The 15,170-nt window shown below is 65.3% G+C and carries 15 protein-coding genes and 1 pseudogene; 9 read left to right on the forward strand and 7 right to left on the reverse strand.

The annotated features are described in order from the left end of the window. The 4 genes and pseudogenes from A9513_RS05715 to A9513_RS05730 form a co-directional block, all read right to left on the reverse strand. Positions 1-508, reverse strand: a pseudogene (locus A9513_RS05715) (peptidase M19); the annotation flags it as partial. A 74-nt stretch (positions 509-582) separates the two neighbouring features. Further along, positions 583-1,521 (reverse strand): GGDEF domain-containing protein, encoded by a 939-nt coding sequence (locus tag A9513_RS05720; RefSeq protein ID WP_024767150.1) that lies wholly within the window; start codon positions 1,519-1,521, stop codon positions 583-585. A 151-nt stretch (positions 1,522-1,672) separates the two neighbouring features. Continuing rightward, positions 1,673-3,565: an acyl-CoA synthetase gene (locus A9513_RS05725; protein ID WP_065084188.1), complete on the reverse strand. Its 1,893-nt coding sequence runs from the start codon at positions 3,563-3,565 to the stop codon at positions 1,673-1,675. 31 nt (positions 3,566-3,596) lie between these two features. Further along, positions 3,597-4,250: an alpha/beta hydrolase gene (locus tag A9513_RS05730; protein WP_065084189.1), complete on the reverse strand. Its 654-nt coding sequence runs from the start codon at positions 4,248-4,250 to the stop codon at positions 3,597-3,599. Positions 4,251-4,763: 513 nt separating this feature from the next. Here A9513_RS05730 and A9513_RS05735 point away from each other — a divergent pair. The 5 genes from A9513_RS05735 (at position 4,764) to pcsA (ending at position 10,037) form a co-directional block, all read left to right on the forward strand. After that, the gene (locus A9513_RS05735; RefSeq protein WP_024767153.1) at positions 4,764-5,792 is read left to right on the forward strand and encodes an amino acid ABC transporter substrate-binding protein; all 1,029 of its coding nucleotides are present in this window, start codon (positions 4,764-4,766) and stop codon (positions 5,790-5,792) included. 118 nt (positions 5,793-5,910) lie between these two features. Then, positions 5,911-7,095, forward strand: a complete 1,185-nt coding sequence (locus tag A9513_RS05740; RefSeq protein ID WP_024767154.1) for an amino acid ABC transporter permease — start codon at positions 5,911-5,913, stop codon at positions 7,093-7,095. A 12-nt stretch (positions 7,096-7,107) separates the two neighbouring features. Then, positions 7,108-8,205, forward strand: coding sequence for an amino acid ABC transporter permease (locus tag A9513_RS05745; RefSeq protein WP_024767155.1), 1,098 nt, complete (start codon positions 7,108-7,110; stop codon positions 8,203-8,205). Positions 8,206-8,214: 9 nt separating this feature from the next. Next, the gene (locus tag A9513_RS05750) at positions 8,215-8,991 is read left to right on the forward strand and encodes an amino acid ABC transporter ATP-binding protein (RefSeq protein WP_045210647.1); all 777 of its coding nucleotides are present in this window, start codon (positions 8,215-8,217) and stop codon (positions 8,989-8,991) included. Positions 8,992-9,341: 350 nt separating this feature from the next. Beyond that, complete coding sequence (pcsA, locus tag A9513_RS05755) at positions 9,342-10,037, forward strand: phosphatidylcholine synthase (RefSeq protein ID WP_089285729.1); 696 nt, start codon at positions 9,342-9,344, stop codon at positions 10,035-10,037. A 37-nt stretch (positions 10,038-10,074) separates the two neighbouring features. Here the strand turns inward: pcsA and A9513_RS05760 are convergent, their stop codons facing one another. Beyond that, complete coding sequence (locus A9513_RS05760; RefSeq protein WP_065084190.1) at positions 10,075-11,031, reverse strand: GlxA family transcriptional regulator; 957 nt, start codon at positions 11,029-11,031, stop codon at positions 10,075-10,077. Positions 11,032-11,155: 124 nt separating this feature from the next. On the opposite strand from A9513_RS05760, the gene A9513_RS05765 reads away from it, so the two are divergent. The 4 genes from A9513_RS05765 to A9513_RS05780 all read left to right on the forward strand — a co-directional run bounded on the left by A9513_RS05765 (position 11,156) and on the right by A9513_RS05780 (position 13,714). Continuing rightward, positions 11,156-11,620 (forward strand): nuclear transport factor 2 family protein, encoded by a 465-nt coding sequence (locus A9513_RS05765; RefSeq protein WP_065084191.1) that lies wholly within the window; start codon positions 11,156-11,158, stop codon positions 11,618-11,620. 91 nt (positions 11,621-11,711) lie between these two features. After that, positions 11,712-12,413, forward strand: coding sequence for a glutathione S-transferase C-terminal domain-containing protein (locus A9513_RS05770; RefSeq protein WP_024762862.1), 702 nt, complete (start codon positions 11,712-11,714; stop codon positions 12,411-12,413). Beyond that, entirely contained in the window at positions 12,410-12,715 is a 306-nt protein-coding gene (locus A9513_RS05775; RefSeq protein WP_024762863.1) for a GIY-YIG nuclease family protein, read from the forward strand. The genes A9513_RS05770 and A9513_RS05775 overlap by 4 nt, the downstream gene beginning before the upstream one ends. A 63-nt stretch (positions 12,716-12,778) precedes the next feature. Next, positions 12,779-13,714: a glutathione S-transferase family protein gene (locus A9513_RS05780; protein WP_024762864.1), complete on the forward strand. Its 936-nt coding sequence runs from the start codon at positions 12,779-12,781 to the stop codon at positions 13,712-13,714. On the opposite strand, the gene A9513_RS05785 is transcribed toward A9513_RS05780, so the two are convergent. Both A9513_RS05785 and A9513_RS05790 read right to left on the reverse strand, forming a co-directional pair. Beyond that, entirely contained in the window at positions 13,695-14,630 is a 936-nt protein-coding gene (locus tag A9513_RS05785) for a DUF4344 domain-containing metallopeptidase (RefSeq protein ID WP_240157965.1), read from the reverse strand. The two genes, A9513_RS05780 and A9513_RS05785, sit on opposite strands and share 20 nt — an antisense overlap. 276 nt (positions 14,631-14,906) lie before the next feature. Beyond that, positions 14,907-15,170: nucleoid-associated protein (locus A9513_RS05790; RefSeq protein WP_176707219.1), on the reverse strand; the 264-nt coding region annotated here is incomplete at its 5' end.

Raw genomic sequence — 15,170 nt, forward strand, 5'->3', positions numbered from 1 at the left:
GCCAGGCAGCGAGGTAGCGGGTCAGGTCGTCGCGGCTGCGGATCAGGGTGAGCTTGCCCTGGCTGTCGGCGGCGGCCTTGTCGAGGAGTTCGCCCTGATACAGGGCGCGTTCGAGCAGGCTGTTCCAGGTGCGCGCGGGCCAGCGCTGGGCGATGACCAGCGGGGTGATGTTGTCGCTGTCGGCGCTGTTGCTCTCGTAGTTCAGGCCGCGCGGGGTCTTGGTGACGGTGGAGAACACCTGCAGGCCGACATGGCCTTCGAGCAGGCGCGGTACGTCGGTGTGGCCGTGGTCGTGGCGGTCGAGCAGGTTGCGGTCCCAGAGCAGGGCATCGTCGTGCAGGTCGGCGACGAACAGCGTCTGGTGCAGCGCCTGGGCCTCGGACGAGGCGGGGTAGGGCGGCGGGCTGGCCACGGTGTTCATCTTCCGGTCCATATAGCCCGGCAGGTTGAAGAAGATCCCCAGGCCCACGGCCAGCAGGATGAGCAGGACGATCAGCAGTTTGCGCATGTCAGCTTCCCAGCTTTGTTTTTATTGGTGTTTTCGCTGGGGGAATCTAACAGACGGGCCAGTGCGGTGGGAGATCAGCCGCAGAGGCAGTTGCGGCCCTTCTGCTTGGCCTGGTAGAGGGCGCCGTCGGCGCGCAGGATCAGGCTCGGCAGGTTTTCCTGGATGTCCATCTCGGCCAGGCCCAGGGACACGGTGACGCCGGGCAGCACGCCCACCGGCGAATAGAAGGAAGTGACCTGTTCGAGGCTTTGGCGCAGGCGGTTGCCAATGCGCCGGGCTTCGTCGATGGCGATTTCCGGCAGCAGTATGACGAACTCCTCGCCGCCATAGCGGGCCATGCTGTCCTTGGGTCGCAACTGGCTGCGCAGGGTGTGGGCGACCAGGCAGAGGGCATAGTCGCCGGCCAGGTGGCCGTGCTCGTCGTTGTAGTTCTTGAAGTGGTCGACATCGAGCATGAGCATGCACATGGGCTGTTCGTTGAACGCGCAGCGCGTGCTCTCGCGGTCGTAGATGTGCTCCAGCCAGCGGCGGTTGAACAGCCCGGTGAGGGTGTCGATGTTGGCGTTCTGCTCGGTGTCGAGAATGATCCGGTTGCCCTCGCGGACCCGTTCGCAGAGTACCGAGAGCAGGTTCTGCATCACCTGCGGGGAGTGCTCGAACAGGCCGATCAGCGCCTCGCGGTGCAGGCGCAGCACGGTGGTCGGTTCGCTGGCGACGACGTAGGCGGAGGGATGGTCGCTGTCGATGAAGCTGATCTCGCCGGCGCAGTCGCCCGGATGCAGGGTGCTGACCGGCTGGTTGTCGAGCGAACCCAGATACACCGTCAGGTGCCCGGTGAGGACCATATAAAGGAAGTGGTTGCGATTGAAAGGCGACAGCAGAATTTCCCCGCGCTCCAGTTCACAGGCGCGGAAATCCTTGAGCAACTGCTCCAGATTGGCCGCCGCCACGTTCTGGAACAGGCGCAGGTGCTGGAGTTGGCGAATGTCCTCTTTCCACTGCGCGGCTTTCATGACGCAGCGGAAGTCGGATGGCGACTGATGATGTGCACGACTGACTCTCCCTGTAGTCCTCTTCGCACATTGAGCCATCAGTATTAGTCAGATTCGACTACTGGCAATTCGCAGGCAGCCCCGGCCGACCGGCGGTCGGCCGGGTGTTTCATCAGCTTTCCAGCCACTCCACGTGCACGGCGTATCCTCCCAGTCGCTCGGCCAGTGCCGCGCGCGAGTCTAGGTCGAGGGCGCCGACAAACAAGCGAGCCTTATGACCCAGGCGGTCATCGGCGACCACCTCGATGCGTGGTGCCGGTGCGAGGTGGCGGGTTTCGTCCTCGAACACGCGACGAATGGCGTCCAGGCGCAGGGCGGGCTTGAAGGTCTTGCCGACCGCAGTGACGGGAATGACGTCCAGCAGCCAGACGTCCTTGGGCACCGCTGCGCGCTCGGGCACGTGCTGGGCGGCGTGTTCCAGCAGTTCCGCCTCGCTCACCTGCGCACCGGGCTTGAGCTGGATGTACACCACCGGCAGCTCGCCTGCCTTCAGGCAGGGTTTGCCGACGGCGGCGGCCATGGCCACGGCGGGATGGCGGTGCAGGGCTTCCTCGATCATCTGCGGGTCGATGTTGTGCCCGCCGCGGATGATCAGGTCCTTGCTGCGGCCGGTGAGCCAGATGTAGCCGTCGGCGTCGATGCGGCCCAGGTCGCCGGTGTTGAACCAGTCGCCGTCGACCCAGATGTCCTTGTTCTTGCTGGCCTGCAGGTAGCCCTTGAAGACGGTCGGCCCACGCAGGCAGATGTTGCCGATCTCGTCCACTTCGGCATCGCGCAGATAGTGGCCGTCGCCGTCGAGGATCACCGACTTCAGTTCGCAGTAGGGCAGGCGCAGGCCGATCGAACCGGGGCGTCGCTCGCCGCCGCGCGGGTTGCAGCTGGTGCCGCAGGTGCCCTCGGTCATGCCGTAGCCTTCGATGATCGCCAGGCCCGTCTTCGCCTCGAACTGACGGATCAGCTCCACCGGCATGGGCGCCGCGCCACAGAGGGCGAAGCGCAGGCTGGAGAGGTCGTGCCCTTCACTGGGCACTTGCAGCAGGGCCGCGTAGATGGTCGGTACGCCGCTGAAGCTGGTGACCTTGTAGCGTTCCACCAGCTTCCAGAAGTCCTGAATCAGCGTCGGGTTGCGATAGCCCTGCGGGCCGGCCAGCAGGACGTGGCCGCCGCGCATGAAGGGCGCGAGACCGCTGACCATCACGCCATTGACGTGGAACAGCGGCAGGCCGCAGAGCAGTACGTCGTTGCCGTCGTAATCGGAGTTCAGGCCCATGATCTCGGCCATCGCCACTTCGTTGAAGTGGCTGTGCGGCGCGAGCTTGGGGGTACCAGTGGTGCCACCGGTGTGGAAGTAGGAGGCGACCTCGTCGGGGCCGATCACCCGGCCGCTTTCCAGGTGGTCGTCGGGGCACTGAGCGAGCAGCTCGTCGAAGTCCAGCACGCCGTCGGGCAGTTTACCGCGCTGGGCCTTGATCGCCGAGCGCTGCGGCTCCGGCAGCAGGTTGGCGAGGTCGACGGTGACGATGGCGCTGAGTTCGGGCAGGTGGTCGCGCAGCGCTGCCACCTTGTCCCAGAGCTCGGTGCCGGGGAAGGGGGCCAGGGTGACCAGTACACGGGAATCGGCGGCACGCACGAGCTCGGCGATGTGCCCCGGATCGAGCAGCGGGTTGATCGCGTTGACGATCCCCGCCGCTTCGCCGCCCCAGATCACGTAATGGGTCTGCGGCAGGTTGGGCAGCAGGAACGACACCGAGGTGCCCGGCCGCACGCCCAGGCGATGGAAGGCGTTGGCCGCCTGGGTGACGCGGGAGAACAGTTCGGCGTAGCTGACCTGGATCGGCTCCTCGGCCGCCGAACCCTGCAGCAGGAAGCTCAGGGCGGTGGACGGGCCGAACTGCTGCGCCGAGCGGCGCAGCAGTTCGTAGGTGTTCGGCGGCAGGTCGCGGTCCTGCAGCGGGACCTGTTCCAGGGCTTGGACATCACGCAGGCTGCTGATCGGGGCGTTCATGCTTCTTCTTGTTCTCCGCAGGGTCAGGGGATCACAGGCGCTCCCGCAGCCAGGCGCCGATATCGCCGAGTTCCTCGTTGCTCACTTCGTGGCTCATCGGGTAGGTGCGCCACTGGGCGGGCACCTCGTTGGCCTGCAGGAAGTCGTAGGCGGCGCGGCCCATGGCCGGCAGCACCACGTCATCGAAAGTGCCATGCAGGCAGAGCGCCGACAGTTGTCTTTTTGTAGCCGGCAGGCTTATGCCTTCGCTGAATGTCGGGCCATAGGTGGAGAGCGCCATGACCCCGCCCAGTTCGCCGTTCCAGCGCAGGTAGCCGGTGTGCAGCACCACGGCCCCGCCCTGGGAAAAGCCGGCGAGGATGATGCGCTTGGCCGCGATGCCCTGCTCGATCTGCCCCTGGATCAGCGCGATCACGCTGTCGGCCGAGGCCTCCAGCTGCGCTTCGTCGATGGCGCGCGCCGGGGCCATGGCGAGGATGTCGTACCAGCTCGGCGCGGGCATGCCGTTGAACACGGTGACCGGGCGGGTCGGCGCCTGGGGCAGGATGACGCGCGTCGAGGTGAAGCTGCGCTGCAGCATCCGTGCTACCGGTTCGAAGTCGTAACGATCGGCGCCCAGGCCGTGCAACCAAATGACGCAGGAGTCGGCGCTTTGGGCGGGTTCGAGGATCAGTGGCTGGGTCATGGAGGCTCCAGGATGGGGCAGGCGCTCTAGGATGGGGCGCCGCGTTCGGAATAGGGTGGAGAGGCGATGCAAGAAGATGTCGCATGGCCATAACTTGTGGGACTTGACTGCACGAAATCGAAGGAAGGTTCCTGGGCTGGTACGCCACTTGCTATCACTGCTTCCAGGCTGTGCGGCCCCACTTCCGGTAACACTCTACCGACCCCATCCGGAAAGCTGTACCGGAAGTGGCGCCGCGAATGCCTTGGGCTGCTTCAGGGCCCGTCGCGCCGGCCGCGGTCAACGGCCGGTGCGACGGGCCTTCGCCTTCACACGCAATGATCCCTTGATAACCCGTTCCAGTGCGCACCACCTGCGCGCTCGAAGGTGTGTTCGCGGCTTCCGATAGGTTTTTAGGAGCCGTCTAGACTCACTTTCAGGTCTCCATCCCGTTAGATGTCTTGCTGGTGCCTCACGAGGGTACGGCGGTGGAACCGGGACTCCAAAACACTAAAAAAGCAACGGAGAAGATCGATGAAGATGGTGAAATCCACCCTGGCAGTGCTGACCACCGCCGCCGTATTCGGTGTCAGCGGGCTCGCCCACGCCGGCGCCACCCTGGATGCTGTGAAGAAGAAAGGCTACGTGCAGTGCGGTATCAGTGACGGTCTTCCGGGCTTCTCGTACGCCGACGCCAAGGGCCAGTACAAGGGTATCGACGTCGACGTCTGCCGCGCCGTGGCGGCTGCCGTGTTCGGCGATGCGACCAAGGTCAAGTACAGCCCGCTGACCGCCAAGGAGCGCTTCACTGCGCTGCAGTCCGGCGAGATCGACATCCTCTCGCGCAACACCACCTGGACCAGCTCGCGCGACAGCGCCATGGGCCTGAACTTCGTCGGTGTGACCTACTACGACGGCCAGGGCTTCCTGGTGAACAAGAAGCTGGGCGTGTCCAGCGCCAAGGAGCTCGACGGCGCCACCGTGTGCATTCAGGCAGGTACCACCACCGAGCTGAACCTGTCCGACTACTTCCGCTCCAACAACCTCAAGTACACCCCCATCACCTACGACACTTCCGACGAGAGCGCCAAGTCGCTGGAGTCCGGCCGTTGCGACGTGCTGACCTCCGACCAGTCGCAGCTCTATGCCCAGCGCATCAAGCTGGCCGCGCCGGATGACTATGTGGTGCTGCCCGAAGTGATCTCCAAGGAGCCCCTCGGCCCGGCCGTGCGCCAGGGTGACGAGGAGTGGTTCGACATCGCCCGCTGGACGCTCTTCGCGATGCTCAACGCCGAGGAGCTGGGCATCAACTCGAAGAACGTCGAGGAGCAGGCCAAGAGCACCAAGAACCCGGACGTCGCGCGCCTGCTCGGCGGCGAGGGTGACTATGGCAAGGACCTCAAGCTGCCCAAGGACTGGGCGGTGCAGATCGTCAAGCAAGTGGGTAACTACGGCGAGATCTTCGACCGCAACGTCGGCGACGGCAGCGAGCTGAAGATCAAGCGTGGCCTCAACGCCCAGTGGAACAAGGGTGGTCTGCAGTACGCACCGCCGGTGCGCTGACCTGACCCGTTCCGGCGCCCGGAGTGTGGGCGCCGGACTGTTTCGAACGACGTGAAGCCTTCCGGGCGGCCACGGGCGTAGCCCCGTGGTCGCCCGGCGGCCTTCCGAGAGGGCTTACATGCAGAATTCCGTCAAGGCCCAGCGCCCGCGGGGGGTATCGATCAACGATCCCGTCGTGCGCGGCTGGGCATTCCAGATCATCGCCGTCATCTTCGTCGTGGCGGTCGGCTGGTTTCTCTTCGACAACACCCAGACCAACCTGGCCCATCGCGGCATTCAGTCCGGTTTCGGCTTCCTCGACCACAGCGCCGGCTTCGGCATCTCCCAGCACCTGATCGACTACAGCGAAAGTGACACCTACGGACGGGTGTTCATGGTCGGCCTGCTGAACACCCTGCTGGTCACGGTGGTGGGCATCTTCTTTGCCACCGTCCTGGGCTTCATCCTCGGTGTGGCGCGGCTGTCGCCGAACTGGCTGATCCGCAAGCTGGCGACCCTGTACATCGAGACGTTCCGCAATATCCCGCCGTTGCTGCAGATCTTCTTCTGGTACTTCGCCGTGCTCGGCCCGCTGCCTGGCCCGCGGCAGAGCATCAGCTTCGGCGACCTGTTCTTCGTCAACAACCGCGGCCTGCAGATGCCCGCGCCGATCGCTGCCGACGGCCTCGGCCCGTTCATCGTCGCGGTGATCCTGGCGCTGGTTGGCTGGGTGGTGATCTGGAAGTGGGCCAAGGCCCGTCGCCATGCCACCGGCAAGGCCTTCCCGGTGTTCCTCAGCGGCCTGGCGCTGCTGGTGGTGCTGCCGGGCCTGGTGTCGCTGGTCGCCGGAGCGCCGTTCCACTGGGACGTGCCAGTGCTGCAGGGCTTCAACTTCCGCGGCGGCTGGGTGGTGATCCCGGAGCTGGTGTCCATTGTCCTCGCGCTGTCGGTCTACACCGCCGCCTTCATCGGCGAGACGGTGCGCGCCGGCATCCAGGCGGTCAGCCATGGGCAGACCGAAGCTGCCGGCTCCCTGGGCCTGCGTCCGGGGCAGACCCTGCGCCTGGTGATCATCCCGCAGGCGCTGCGGGTGATCATCCCGCCGCTGACCAGCCAGTACCTGAACCTGGCGAAGAACTCCTCGCTGGCCGCCGCCATCGGCTATCCGGACATGGTTTCGCTGTTCGCCGGCACGGTGCTCAACCAGACCGGCCAGGCCATCGAAACCATGGCCATCACCATGAGCGTGTACCTGGCCATCAGCATCAGCATTTCGCTGCTGATGAACTGGTACAACAAGCGCATCGCGCTGGTCGAGCGGTAGAGGGAGCAGACCATGACAACTCATACCTTCAAGCCCGACCTGCCGCCACCGGCGATGAGCGTGGGCGTGCTCGCCTGGCTGCGCGCCAACCTGTTCTCCAGCTGGTTCAACACCCTGCTGACGCTGGTCGGCATTTACTTGGTCTACCTGATCCTGCCGCCGCTGCTGGAGTGGGCGATCATCAAGGCCGACTGGACCGGCAGCACCCGCGCCGACTGCTCCCGCGAGGGCGCCTGCTGGGTGTTCATCGGTTCACGCTTCGGCCAGTTCATGTACGGCTTCTACCCCGAGGAACTGCGCTGGCGCGTGGACCTCACCGTGCTGTTCGTGGTGTTCGGCGCGGCGCCGCTGTTCCTCAAGCGCTTCGCGTACAAGGTGAAGTACGGCCTGTGTTTCCTGGTGGCGCTGCCGATCGTGGCCTACTGGCTACTGCACGGCGGCTTCCTGGGGCTGGAAACCGTGCCGACCAGCGCCTGGGGCGGGCTGATGCTCACCGTGGTGATCGCCGCGGTCGGTATCTGCGGGGCGATGCCGCTGGGCATCCTGCTGGCGCTGGGGCGGCGTTCGAAGATGCCGGCGATCAAGGTCATCTGCGTCACCACCATCGAGTTCTGGCGTGGTGTGCCGCTGATCACCGTGCTGTTCATGTCCTCGGTGATGCTGCCGCTGTTCCTGCCCGAAGGCATGAACCTCGACAAGTTGCTGCGCGCCATGGTGATGGTGGTGCTGTTCGAGGCTGCCTACATCGCCGAGGTGGTGCGCGGCGGCATGCAGGCCATCCCCAAGGGGCAGTACGAAGCCGCGGCCGCCATGGGCCTGGGCTACTGGCGGACCATGGGCCTGGTGATCCTGCCGCAGGCGCTGAAGCTGGTGATCCCCGGCATCGTCAACACCTTCATCGCGCTGTTCAAGGACACCAGCCTGGTGATCATCATCGGCCTGTTCGACTTCCTCAATAGCATCAAGCGCGCCACCGCGGACCCGGCCTGGCTGGGCATGGCCACCGAAGGCTATGTCTTCGCGGCAGTCGTCTACTGGATTTTCTGTTTCGGCATGTCCCGCTACTCCATGCACCTGGAGCACAAGCTGGACACTGGCCACAAGCGTTAGGAGTTCATCATGTCTGAAGCCACCAACAAGACCGCACAGCCGGCCATCGGCGATCACGTGATGATCACCATGAAGGGCGTGAACAAGTGGTACGGCCAGTTCCACGTGCTCAAGGACATCAACCTGGAGGTCAAGCAGGGCGAGCGCATCGTGCTCTGCGGGCCGTCCGGTTCGGGCAAGTCCACCACCATCCGCTGCATCAACCGCCTGGAGGAACACCAGCAGGGCAGCATCGTGGTCGACGGCACCGAGCTGACCAACGACCTCAAGCAGATCGAGGCGATCCGCAGCGAAGTGGGCATGGTGTTCCAGCACTTCAACCTGTTCCCGCACCTGACCGTGCTGCAGAACTGCATCCTGGCACCCATGTGGGTGCGCAAGATGCCCAAGCGCCAGGCCGAGGAAGTCGCCATGCATTACCTGGAGCGCGTGCGCATCCCGGAGCAGGCCCACAAGTTCCCCGGCCAGCTCTCCGGCGGCCAGCAGCAGCGAGTGGCGATCGCCCGCGCACTGTGCATGAAGCCGAAGATCATGCTGTTCGACGAACCCACCTCGGCGCTTGACCCGGAAATGGTCAAGGAAGTGCTCGATACCATGATCGGCCTGGCGCAGAGCGGCATGACCATGCTCTGCGTGACCCACGAGATGGGCTTCGCCCGCACCGTGGCGAACCGGGTGATCTTCATGGACAAGGGCGAGATCGTCGAGCAGGCGCCGCCGGACCAGTTCTTCGACAACCCGCAGTCGGATCGGACCAAGCTGTTCCTCAGTCAGATCCTGCACTGATACGGCGTTTTCTGTAGGAGCGAGCTTGCTCGCGAACGAGTTTCCCGGCCGCGACAGTGCTGGGCGGTTCGCGAGCAAGCTCGCTCCTACAACGAATTCGCGCCTTTCCTCGCGTTATCAGGTTAGCCCCGTCACGCTCGTCTCCCACGATGGCAAGCGCACGCCGCAACGGCGTATGCTGCCCACTCCACCGCGCAAACCGGCGGCATCGCGAAAAGCCGGCTGAACTCGGCTCCCCATCGGTGTTCCCATGTGCAGTGGTTTGTCAGGGATGGGCTACCGTTTGAGGTAGCTCCCCTGCATCCGCCGTCCAAAGGAAGAGAGCCGACGTGAACCTGATCCTATCGCCAATGAACCTCAGCAAAGCCAAGGCCTGGAGCGCCCACGCGGTGACCTCCAGCGGTGTCATCCTAGCGCTGCTCGCGCTTCTGGCGCTGGTCGACAACAGGCCGCAAGCCTGCCTGCTGTGGCTGGGCGTGGCGCTGCTGGTGGATGGCCTGGACGGCACCCTGGCGCGCAAGTTCGACGTCAAGGCGGTGCTGCCACACTTCGATGGCTCGACCCTGGACCTGGTGATCGACTACCTCACCTACGTCTTCATCCCCGCGATCTTCATCTACCGCTACGTACCGCTGCCGGTGCACACCGAGCTGCTGGCGGTGGGGGTGATCCTGGTGTCCTCGCTGTTCTGCTTCTGCAACGTCAACATGAAGAGCAAGGACAACTACTTCGTCGGCTTCCCGGCCGCGTGGAACGTGGTGGCGGTGTACTTCTTCGTGCTCGACCTGCACCCCTGGGTAAGCTTCGTCACCGTGCTGGTGCTGGCTGCACTGACCCTGACCCGCATGAAGTTCCTGCACCCCTTCCGCGTGCGCCAGTTCATGCCATTGAACATCGCCGTGACCTTCGTCTGGATGCTCAGCAGCGCACTGCTGATCCTCCAGCAGCCGGTCGACCAACCCTGGTTGCTGGGCCTTTGGTTCGCGGCTTCGGCTTACTTCGTTGGTGTCTGCGTCTGGCGTACGGCGGTGGAGTGGTTCCACTGATCGCAGAATCACAATTGCCTTCCACGGCAAACGCCGCTTATGCCTGCCTCCCCAGCAGCCTCTGCCGGAAAGCTCCCGGCGTTTCCCCGCACACCTGCTTGAACAGACGCGCGAAGCTCGCTCGGTCGGCGTAGCCGACATCACTGGCGATGCGTTCCAGCGAGCGCCCCGGATCGCCCAGCGCTTCCTGTGCCGAAGCGATACGCAGGCGCTGCACGTAGTCGTTCGGCGACATCCCTACCTGCTCGCGAAAGCGCCGCAACAGCGTGCGCGTGGAGCAGTGCACGCGCTGCGCCAGGCCGGAGAGGTCGAAGGGTTGCGCGTAGTTGTCCTCCAGCCAGGCCAGCAGCGGCTCCAGTGGTGAGCCGGCCGGCAAGGGATCGGGCAGCAGCGGCGTGAAGCGTCGTTGGCGGCCTCGCCCGTGCTCGAACACCAGGGTCGCCGCCGCGCGCCGCGCCAGGGCAGCGCCGGCATGGCACTCGATCAGGTACAGACACAGGTCCAGCCCGGCCTGGGCGCCGCCGGAACAGAACCGACCGTTGTCCTCGGTACACAGGGCGTCGATGTCCAGACGCACCTGTGGATAACGCTCCCGGAAAGCCGTCTCCAGCGCCCAATGCGTGGTAGCGCGACGACCATCCAGCACGCCGGATTCGGCCAGCAGGAAAGCGCTGCTGCACAGGCTGCCAAGTTGCACGCTGGCAGGGGCGTGACGCAGCCAGGCAAGCAGTGGCTGATTGGCGGCGAAGGTGGCGTCGATATCCGCGCCGGTGGCGGGAATCAGCAGCAGGTCGCAGCCGGCGGCGAGATCGAGCCCGCCCTCCACCGCCACGCGGCCGAAGGACAGGTCCACCGGCTCACCCTCGGCACTGACCCGCAGTACCTCGAAGTGGCGTTCGCCCGCCAGGCGGTTGGCGAGGTGGAAGCTGTCCATGGCCAGGCCAAGGCTGGAACACAGGGTTTGCGGGCAGACGAACAGGGCTATCCTGAACATGGCGTCTCACTGTGCTCGTGTAAGAAACTTGGCGCTATTGATCATAATGTTGTCCATAACGCCAATCGTGTCCAGTCGAGCCCTTGGGGATACTGCGCCCATTGCCCACCGACACGAGCACACCATGGCCCATCCCAATGCCCAGCTGATCGAACGTTTCTACCAGGCCTTCCAGCGCCGCGACGGCGAAGCCATGGCCGCCTGCTACAGCGCCGATGTGCAATTCAGCGACCCGGTCTTCACCGATTTGCACGGCGCCGAGGCCGGGGACATGTGGCGCATGCTCACCGCTCGCGCCCAGGACTTCTCGCTGACCTATGAAGGCGTCGAGGCGGATGGGCAGCGGGGGTCGGCTCGCTGGGTGGCGTCCTACACCTTCACCCAGACCGGTCGGAAAGTGACTAATCACATCCGGGCACATTTCCACTTTCGCGACGGATTGATCTGTCAGCATGTGGACAGCTTCGATCTGTGGAAGTGGTCGCGCCAGGCCCTCGGCGCCAAGGGAGTCTTGCTGGGCTGGGCGCCGCCGGTGCAGGCGGCGATCCGCGCGCAAGCCGCCAAAGGCCTCTCGGCCTACCGCGCATAACGAGCAGCGAAGGCCGGATAGAGGGCTTTCGGGCTCGCCCCTGGCGGCGGGATAGGCTTAAATGACAGGCGACTGAGAACCGGACACCGCCATGATCACTCTTTTCCAGTTCCCGCCCGCCTTCAACGTACCCAACGTCAGCCCCTTCTGTCTGAAGCTGGAGACCTTCCTGCGCCTTGCCGGGCTGGAGTATCAGGTCAAGCCCGTGATGGACCCGCGCAAGGGGCCCAAGGGCAAGCTGCCGTTCATAACGCTGGACGGCAAGGCCATCGCCGATACGGCGATCATCATGCGTACGCTGCAGCAGTACTACGAATTCGACCTGGACGCGGGGCTCGACGCCCGTGGCCGCGGTTGGGCGGTATCGATCACCCGTCTGTGCGACGAGCACCTGGTGCCGCTGCTGGTGTACTTCCGCTGGCTCGACGAACAGGGCTTCCGTCAGGTGAAGGATGTGATGCTGCGCGGCATTCCCGCGCCGCTGCGGCCGGTAGTGGGCACAATGCTGCAGCGCAAGATCCGCGGCGACCTGAAGGGGCGCGGCCTGCTGCGCCATAGCCGCGACGAGCTGCTGGGCTTCGCCCGCGACGACCTCGAAGCCCTCGACGGCATGCTCGGCGACCTGCCGTACTTCGGCGGCGCCCAGCCTTGCAGCGCCGATGCCGCCACCTACGGGGTGCTGGCCAACCTGATCCTCAGCACCCTGGAAACGCCGCTCAACGACATGGCGCGCAGCTATGAACGCCTGGTCGGCTACTGCGACCGCATGCAGGCGCGGGTCTGGGCGTCGTGACCGCGGCCGAACCCAAACCCTGGTTCGTCTACCTGGTGCGCGCCGAGAATGGCGCGCTTTACTGTGGCATCAGCGACGACGCCCAGCGCCGATTCGAGACCCATCGCACCGGCAAGGGCGCGCGCTTTTTCCACTCCAGCCCGGCCCAGGCGCTGGTCTACGTCGAGGCCTGCCCCGGCAAGGGGGACGCCCTGCGCCGTGAGCGCGCGATCAAGGCGCTGACCAAGAAAGCCAAGGAGCGCCTGGTACTGGCCAATCCGTTCGTCATCAACGCCGTGGATGTCGTCCCATCCGAGGGATGAGGTAGGACTCGCGCGAAGCACGGGTTAAGCTGCCGGACCACTTTCCGGCCGCTGGAGCCCACCATGTCCGAGCTGATCCTGCACCACTACCCGACTTCGCCGTTCGCCGAAAAGGCGCGCCTGATGCTGGGCTTCAAGCAGCTGCCCTGGCGCTCGGTAACCATCCCGCCGCTGATGCCCAAGCCGGACCTGATGCCGCTCACCGGCGGCTACCGCAAGACGCCCGTGCTGCAGGTCGGCGCCGATATCTACTGCGACACTGCGCTGATCGCCCGCCGCCTGGACCAGGAAAAGGCCGTGCCCGCCCTGTTCCCGGAAGGCCACGAATTCACCGTTGCAAGCTTCTCGCTGTGGGTCGACTCGGTGGTGTTCCAGCATGCGGTCAGCCTGGTGTTCCAGCCCGAATCCATTGCCATGCGCTTCGGCAAGCTGCCGCCGGAGTTCCTCAAGGCCTTCGTCGCCGATCGCAGCCAGCTGTTCAGTGGCGGCACGGCCAGCAAACTGTCGGCCGAGCAGGCCAAGCACCAGTGGCCGACCTTCATGGCGCGGGTCGAGGAGCAACTGGCCCGCGAAGACGGCGATTTCCTGTTCGGCGAACCTTCGGTAGCCGACCTGTCCCTCGCCCACTGCCTGTGGTTCGTCAAGGCCACGCCGGTCACCTCACCGCTGGTGGACGCCTATCCGGCGGTCAGTGCCTGGCTCGCTCGTGTGCTGGGCTTTGGCCATGGTGCGCCGAGTGAAATGAGCAGCGAAGAAGCCATCGCCGTGGCGCGCGACAGCCAGCCAGTTGCACTGCCCCAGGAGGACTTCGTCGATCCCAACGGCTTCACACCCGGCCAGCGCGTGGTGATCGCCGCCACCGACTACGGCTGCGATCCGGTGGAAGGCGAGTTGGTGCACGCCGGGCTGGAAAGCCTGATCCTGCGCCGCGAGGACCCGCGCGCCGGTACGGTGCATGTGCACTTCCCTCGCGTCGGCTTCAGCATCCGCCCGGCCTGAGCCCGGCCGGGCCGGGGCACTGCCGCGTCACCGGGGTGCGCAGGCGCGGCAGGTTCTCGGCCATTTCGCGGAAGTGCTGCAGGCGCTCGTAGCAGAGCGCCATTTCCCCGCTGTTGCTGTTGTACCAGGCATCCGGCGCGCCGCAGCTGACCAGCTGGATCGTCAGCGGACGCGGCGGGCGGAACAGCCGGAACACCTCGTCCACCATGCGTTGCAGATGATCGCCGTCACGTAGCAGGGCGATCAGCGGCAGCGTGCTATCGCGGTCCACCGCCGGCGTGTCGTAGTTCAGACGCAGCGCCGCGCGGTGCTGGATCGACGGGTGCCGCCGCGCGTGGCGAATCCACTCGAACGCCTTGCTGGCCTGCAGGAACTCCTGGTCGCAGTAGACGGCACGTTCGTAGGGCAGCCCGGTCAGGGGCGGCAGCCAGTCCAGGCGCGCCATGTCGCTGCCGTAGAGCAGGCAGGCGATGTTGTAGTAGCGCTGTTCGTCCAGCGGATGGCTGTCCCAGGCCAGCACCTGGTCCGGCGGCGGCTTGGGCGTCTGCCATTCCAGGCGCCAGTAATCGGCGATGTCCAGCAGGCGCGCGTCCACCTCGTCGCGCGGCAGCTTCGCGTAGAGGCGGAACAGCAGGATGAAGCCGAGCTGGTCCGCCGCGTCCTCCTCGCGTCCGAGCACCGGAAGGTCGTACTCGGCGATCAGCATGTGCCCCATCTCGTGCATCACGCTGAATTCGGCGTTGGCCAGCACGAAGCGCGCGACGTTGGGCGTGAGCGGCTGCGGCGGCGGGGCAGCGAAAAGGAGGTTGGCGCAGAGCAGCAACAGCAACGCGAGGTACGAGCAGTGCATCCGGGGATGCCCGGAGAGCGGGGACGCTACGACAGTGAAGGCGTGCAAGGCGGGCAAGGCGGGCATGGCGGCCACCGCGAGCGAGAGGCGCCTGATTTGACTCTAGCAGCCGCACCGCGCGGGCTGCGGGGCGTTTTGTCGGAAGTCCGTGCCGCGCTCGCTTGAGTCCTCTGTCCTGCAGGCTCATGAGCAAGAACTGGGTGCCCCCTCGCTCCTGCAGTTCGCCGGAATGCCCGGTGGGCTTTTTTAGAGGAACGAGCTTGCTCGCGAACCGCCCTGCGTCCAATCGTCACGCACAAAAAAGCCCATCGCGAGATGGGCTTTCTTATGGGTGAAAAACCGTCAGTCCTTGCGGCGCTTGAGCTGGTCCTGCAACTGCGTCGGCAGACCGCGGATGATCAGCATGTCGCGCTCCTCGTCGTACTCCACCTTGCTGCCCAGCAGATGCGCTTCGAAGCTGATCGACAGCCCTTCGGCGCGACCGGTGAAGCGGCGGAACTGGTTGAGGGTGCGCTTGTCCGCCGGAATTTCCGGCGACAGGCCGTAATCCTTGTTGCGGATGTAGTCGTAGAAGGCGCGCGGTGCCTGGTCGTCCATCAGCTCGGA

The organism is Pseudomonas sp. AU12215, assembly GCF_001675465.2.
In the GTDB taxonomy this organism is placed as follows: domain Bacteria; phylum Pseudomonadota; class Gammaproteobacteria; order Pseudomonadales; family Pseudomonadaceae; genus Pseudomonas; species Pseudomonas nitroreducens.

What these genes read in the sequence shown, in the direction of transcription:
- A9513_RS05720 (WP_024767150.1), bottom strand. Translation starts at nt 1,521, where the DNA reads ATGAAAGCCGCGCAGTGGAAAGAGGACATTCGCCAACTCCAGCACCTG.
- A9513_RS05725 (WP_065084188.1), bottom strand. Translation starts at nt 3,565, where the DNA reads ATGAACGCCCCGATCAGCAGCCTGCGTGATGTCCAAGCCCTGGAACAG.
- A9513_RS05730 (WP_065084189.1), bottom strand. Translation starts at nt 4,250, where the DNA reads ATGACCCAGCCACTGATCCTCGAACCCGCCCAAAGCGCCGACTCCTGC.
- A9513_RS05735 (WP_024767153.1), top strand. Translation starts at nt 4,764, where the DNA reads ATGAAGATGGTGAAATCCACCCTGGCAGTGCTGACCACCGCCGCCGTA.
- A9513_RS05740 (WP_024767154.1), top strand. Translation starts at nt 5,911, where the DNA reads ATGCAGAATTCCGTCAAGGCCCAGCGCCCGCGGGGGGTATCGATCAAC.
- A9513_RS05745 (WP_024767155.1), top strand. Translation starts at nt 7,108, where the DNA reads ATGACAACTCATACCTTCAAGCCCGACCTGCCGCCACCGGCGATGAGC.
- A9513_RS05750 (WP_045210647.1), top strand. Translation starts at nt 8,215, where the DNA reads ATGTCTGAAGCCACCAACAAGACCGCACAGCCGGCCATCGGCGATCAC.
- pcsA (WP_089285729.1), top strand. Translation starts at nt 9,342, where the DNA reads ATGAACCTCAGCAAAGCCAAGGCCTGGAGCGCCCACGCGGTGACCTCC.
- A9513_RS05760 (WP_065084190.1), bottom strand. Translation starts at nt 11,031, where the DNA reads ATGTTCAGGATAGCCCTGTTCGTCTGCCCGCAAACCCTGTGTTCCAGC.
- A9513_RS05765 (WP_065084191.1), top strand. Translation starts at nt 11,156, where the DNA reads ATGGCCCATCCCAATGCCCAGCTGATCGAACGTTTCTACCAGGCCTTC.
- A9513_RS05770 (WP_024762862.1), top strand. Translation starts at nt 11,712, where the DNA reads ATGATCACTCTTTTCCAGTTCCCGCCCGCCTTCAACGTACCCAACGTC.
- A9513_RS05780 (WP_024762864.1), top strand. Translation starts at nt 12,779, where the DNA reads ATGTCCGAGCTGATCCTGCACCACTACCCGACTTCGCCGTTCGCCGAA.
- A9513_RS05785 (WP_240157965.1), bottom strand. Translation starts at nt 14,630, where the DNA reads ATGCCCGCCTTGCCCGCCTTGCACGCCTTCACTGTCGTAGCGTCCCCG.